This is a genomic window from Streptomyces sp. NPDC006208, from assembly GCF_040613775.1.
Lineage (GTDB): Bacteria > Actinomycetota > Actinomycetes > Streptomycetales > Streptomycetaceae > Streptomyces.
This window is the reverse complement of sequence record NZ_JBEXSW010000108.1, coordinates 1-4,728: the sequence shown is the minus strand read 5'-3', so window position 1 is coordinate 4,728 and position 4,728 is coordinate 1. Positions and strand designations below refer to the sequence as shown.

Here is a 4,728-nt window from a genome sequence, read left to right as displayed (position 1 = left end):
CGCTCGTGACGAGGCGGGCTCCGGCATCGATGCGCAAGGTGCGCCCCGAGGGAGCGCGGTGACTTCTCGACGCTGCCGGGGGCCCGGGCCGCACCACACAAGCTAGTCGTCGACGCACTCCCTGAACAGGCGTCAGGGGTGTATCTGAGCCATGCAAGGCTGTCCGGCGCAGAGCTGCTTGCGGCGTGCGGGCAGGACTACGCCGGTGGGAGAGTCCCCAGCCCCCGGACGATGACCACCTCCGCGCTCGGCAGGGAGGCTGCGCAGAGATCAATCCGAAAGTCGGGGGCGCGGGGTGACCCATCTCTGTGTTCCTGGCCCGCCGCATGGACGGCGACAGTGGTGCAGGCTGCGAAGCAGCCGCAGGTGAGGGCTCGGGTCCCGGGACCGAACCGCAGTGAGCGACGCACCCCGACCCGCCAGCGGAAAGCAGCGGCCCTCAAACGGCACCGCGCAGGCACTGATGCTGGGCTGTCCGCGCCCTGCTCCGGCGGTGACTGCCCACGGAAACCCACCGGAGGGGCGTGGGCTCCTGCCTGAGTCAGGCATGACCAGCTCCGGGATGTCACCCTCGCCGTTTCAGTGCATGTGCCGCGCGTGGGATCTCCTCGTGCACCAGGCGGCCGACCAGCGCACCGCCGAAGACGACGATGCCCACGCCGACCAGCCAGGACTGGAGGACCAGGACGGTTCCGATGGCGCCGTAAGTGACGGCGTTGGATGCGATCAATGGCGAGAAGACGAGCTGGGAGAAGACCCTGAGGCCGAGCAGTCCCAACATGGTGGCGACCGCGCCGGGCAACAGCGCACGCCAGCGGACCCGCCCACCGAGCAGCATGCGCTGGGACCACCAGAAGAACAGGACGGCGCTCAGCGTTGCGGCGAATGCGCCGGCCGGGGACTCTCGTCGCAGCGTGGTGGTGGCGGCGGCGAAGAGGTAGCCGGTGAGTACGCCGAGCCACACCACATGCCGCCATCTGGCCCACCAGCGCGCCTGCGGCAAATCCCATACTTTCTCGTAGCCGGCCTGCACCGCCGCCGCGAAGGTCAGACCGAAGACGGCGAGGACGGCAATGCCGAACGCGGTCGTGGTCCGCAGAGCCTGACCTGGCCGGGTGAACAGGTCCTCCACCTCTGCTCTGGAGGCCGTCGACACGCCGAGTCCCTCCCCCAGCCACTGCGCAAACCCCCGCCCGCGCTCCGGATCGGCCGAGGAAACAATGATCAGCAACGGCACCAGCGTGAGAAACCCCAGCGCCGCGAAGCCCAACGAACGCGGCCCCAACTCCAGATCGCTGCTCCGCCGCCATCCGCGCCCGACCGGTGAATGGATGATCGCGCGGCGTAGCCGTCCGAACAGAGATGAACGGTCTGCTGCACTGGAAGGCTTCATCGGCATGACTGTCGACTACCACGGCCGATACCGTCGCCGCGCGAGGACGCGACCACAGCTTCCCGGATGACCTGGAAGGGCAAAGGGCTGCCGTCTGCAACTCCGTGGAATGGCTCGTACCGACCGGGTGAACGGCTCAGGAGGGCAGGCCATGATCCAGGCAGTCGATATCCGTGAGCGGCACAACCACAACGTCGTCGACCCGAAGGGCCACAAGATCGGCGTGCTCGAACTGATCTATGTGGACACCACGACCGACGAGCTGGCCATGCCACGGTCCGGACCGGACTCCCCACCCGACACCGCCCGGCCTTCGTCCCCCTCAACGACGCGATCCTCGGACCGGACTGCCTCAAGATCTCCTACGCCAGGGCAAGGTGGAAAAGGTTCGGCATGGACGACATCCTGCCCGCAGAGGCAGAAGAAGCATTCTTCCAGCACTACGACATGCCGTACCAGCCGAGCGTGGGCGGCGAACGGCAACTCGCGCGCCGCTGACCGCCCGCGCTCAGCCCAAGGATGTGTTCGCTCCATGGCCCTCTTCCTGCTTCTCGTTCTTCTCGCCGCCGTGTTGGGAATCGTCGGCGCAGCATCAGAAGGCTGGGCTACCTGCTGATCATCGGCATCGTGCTCCTTGTGGCCGCGCTAGCCTCATCGCCATGCGATGGTCCCGACGCTCCGGTCGCCGCCCGATCGATAACCCTGGCGCCAACTCATTGTCGCCGACTTCACGGTGGGCCTAGCTGTCCATCTCCGCCTCGACGGCGGCCTGCATCAGGTGCCGGGTGAGGTCGACCAGCAGGCCGCCCTCGCCCATCAGCCTGAGCCCGCCGTCGCGGACCTTGTCGGCGGCCAGCTCGGCCAGCTCGTCCATCAGCCTGGGGCTCAGCCCGTGCGCGGCCGCTGCTTCCCGGCTCGCCGCCGTCGTCTTCGATGTCACACCGGCACCGTCAACGTCATCGTCCACCACCACAACCGACACGCCGTCAGCGTCCTCGATCAGGTGACCGTTCTCCGCGTCCATCAGGGGTCCCTTCAGAGCGGGTGCCCACCTGATTCATGACACTCCCGGACGGCATGGTGTCGCACCTCCTGCGCGAACCACCGGCCCCTGCGGTGCTGCAGGAGGAGCGCCAAGAGGCCGTCAGTGCCCGTGCCGACGTCAAACGCGAGATTCGAAGAGCCCGTGCCGCGGCTTCGGCCGCGGCTCCTACGGAGCTCGAGCTCAGCCCTCATGAGCAGTTGCTGGCCCGCATGGAGGAGGCATGGAAGTCGTCGCCGAAGGGACATGGCGTGGCAGCAAGAAGGCAAGGTTCTTTCAGCGAAAGCCAGGCTGCTGCTCTACAGATCCAGGTACAGCGGCCCCAGCATCAAGGGCGCTGACCGCGGCGAAGGCTCTGCTCCTCTGTCTTCGCCAGGCTGCCCCCGGCCGGGCGGCGGCGCACCGAGCGCGGACGCCGACTGTCAGCGAAGAGGCCGGCACGGGCTGGGGCGGTCCTAGCTAGCCCCGCAAGGCACGAGTCTGGGCCGGATGCCGAAGAGGCCGGGACAGGGGGAAGGGCGCGGCACAGCAGGCGCAGCCGGGAGGGACGGCGGATGGCATGGCAGCACCAGGCCCCGCCCCCGCAGAGCGAGAAGGACGGGGCCCAGGTGGGGTGACGCGAAGGGGGAAGTACCGGGAGCCGGGCCGGGGTCAGCAGCGGCACGCCATGGGGCGCCGGGCGCCCCCGTGCCGTCCTGGTACAGGAGGCCGGTTCTGTGCGCGGGCCAGGTAAGTGTGGATGTGTGGCAGTTGCCCTGGCCAGTCACATGCCGAGCACCCGTCGGGTCTCGGCGGCGATCTGCTGTGTCTCGCCGGTTGCGACCACGAGGACCGGGACACCTCTCCCGGCCTGATCGATGCGTCGGAGGCCCTCTCGCATCAACTCTTCCAGTTCGGGGACGAGCAGCCCGCCTCGTACGCCGAGAACAGTCAGGGCCGAGCAGATCTCCTCACGTACCTCGGGTTGGTCTTCGCCGATCTCCCCGGTGAAGACCAGCGCGTCCAGGCGGTCCAGCGAGGCGGCCATCGAGGCGATGCCCCTGCGGCAGCTGAGTGTGAACGTAGCCAGCGCCAGAGCGGCCGCGGCATCACCCTCCGCGCGGGCGCGCACCAGGTCCCGGGTGTCTCCCGAGGTACCGGAGAGGCCGAGCAGACCGGAATGCCGGTGGAGTGCGTCATCCAATTCGTCCGTGCTCAGACCGTGCCGCCGCTGCAGCCACAGCAGCGCGCCGGGGTCGAGGCTGCCGCTGCGCCGGCTCATCACCAGGCCCTCCAGCGGAGTGAGGCCCATGGTGGTGTCCACGCTGCGTCCGTTCCGCACGGCGCAGGCCGAGCAGCCGCCGCCCATGTGCGCGAGCACGACCTGGAGGTTGTCGACGGGTCGGCCCAGGGCCTGCGCCGTCCTCTGCAGTGCCCACGAGTAGGAAAGCCCGTGGAAGCCGTACCGGCGCAGCCCGTATTCGGCTCGCCATCGCTCCGGCACGGCGTACGTGCGCGCCTCTGCCGGCAGATCCTTGTGAAAGACGGTGTCGAAGCAGGCGACATGAGGCACGTCGGGCAGGAGTTCTCGTGCGGCATCGACCACAGGCAGGGCAGGGGTCACGTGCAGCGGTGCGAGATCGGCGACGTCCGCCAGCAGCGCCCGTACGCGTGCGTCGATCAGCGTATGTCCGGTCAGGTGCGGACCGCTGTGGACGATGCGGTGACCAACCGCCGCAGGAGCGGGCACCTCGCTGAGGAAGTCCCGCAGTTCCGCCGCCGCAGCAGGCCCCGGGGGCTCCGAGGCGTCTCGATCCGCCACCCGTTCACCGTCCGCCGCGAACAGAGCGATGTGAAGGCTCGAAGAGCCAGCATCGAGGACCAGTACGTGACCATCACGGCTCTCGTGGGAGCGGCCAGCACTCATCACGCACCTCCAGTGCACTCGCGTCCTCCGGCACGGTGCGCCCGCCACGCAGCAACGGGCCCAGTACAGGTTCCCCGCCATCGCTTCGCGCCACTCCGGCAACGCAGCTCGTTCGCCGCCAGGGGCGCCGTCGGTGTCCGCCTGCCAGCGGATGCCCCTGGCGGTGCAGCGGCGCGGTTCCTCCCGCAGGCCGGGGGCGAGGTCCCGGGCCGTCTCGGAGGGCAGACCCCGGGTCGGCGACCAGGGCGGGCCGCAGGTGTGCCGTTCGTGTCCGCGTCGGGCTGCCTCGTACCCCTTGTCCTGCCGCCGGGTGGGCCTCGGTGATGTCGCGCCTCGCCGCTTCCCCGGGCTGTCACCACAGGGAGGGATCCGCTGGTCCACCCGTTC

At 69.2% G+C, this 4,728-nt stretch carries 3 protein-coding genes and 1 pseudogene; 1 reads left to right on the top strand and 3 read right to left on the bottom strand.

All coding sequences use genetic code 11. The features are described from left to right. Nucleotides 1–565 precede the first annotated feature (565 nt). Complete coding sequence (locus tag ABZ208_RS38740; RefSeq protein ID WP_356914143.1) at nucleotides 566–1,393, bottom strand: YhjD/YihY/BrkB family envelope integrity protein; 828 nt, start codon at nucleotides 1,391–1,393, stop codon at nucleotides 566–568. 151 nt (nucleotides 1,394–1,544) lie between these two features. On the opposite strand from ABZ208_RS38740, the pseudogene ABZ208_RS38735 reads away from it, so the two are divergent. After that, nucleotides 1,545–1,891: pseudogene (locus ABZ208_RS38735) on the top strand (PRC-barrel domain containing protein). Between the two features lie 241 nt (nucleotides 1,892–2,132). On the opposite strand, the gene ABZ208_RS38730 reads toward ABZ208_RS38735, so the two are convergent. Together ABZ208_RS38730 and ABZ208_RS38725 are read right to left on the bottom strand one after the other, a co-directional pair. Next, the gene (locus ABZ208_RS38730) at nucleotides 2,133–2,417 is read right to left on the bottom strand and encodes a hypothetical protein (protein ID WP_356914142.1); all 285 of its coding nucleotides are present in this window, start codon (nucleotides 2,415–2,417) and stop codon (nucleotides 2,133–2,135) included. 781 nt (nucleotides 2,418–3,198) lie between these two features. After that, nucleotides 3,199–4,236, bottom strand: coding sequence for an acetate/propionate family kinase (locus ABZ208_RS38725; RefSeq protein WP_356914141.1), 1,038 nt, complete (start codon nucleotides 4,234–4,236; stop codon nucleotides 3,199–3,201). Nucleotides 4,237–4,728: the final 492 nt, after the last annotated feature.

Bases quoted from the DNA above. Each gene is read 5' to 3' on its own strand.
- ABZ208_RS38740 (WP_356914143.1), bottom strand. From the start codon at position 1,393: ATGAAGCCTTCCAGTGCAGCAGACCGTTCATCTCTGTTCGGACGGCTA.
- ABZ208_RS38730 (WP_356914142.1), bottom strand. From the start codon at position 2,417: ATGGACGCGGAGAACGGTCACCTGATCGAGGACGCTGACGGCGTGTCG.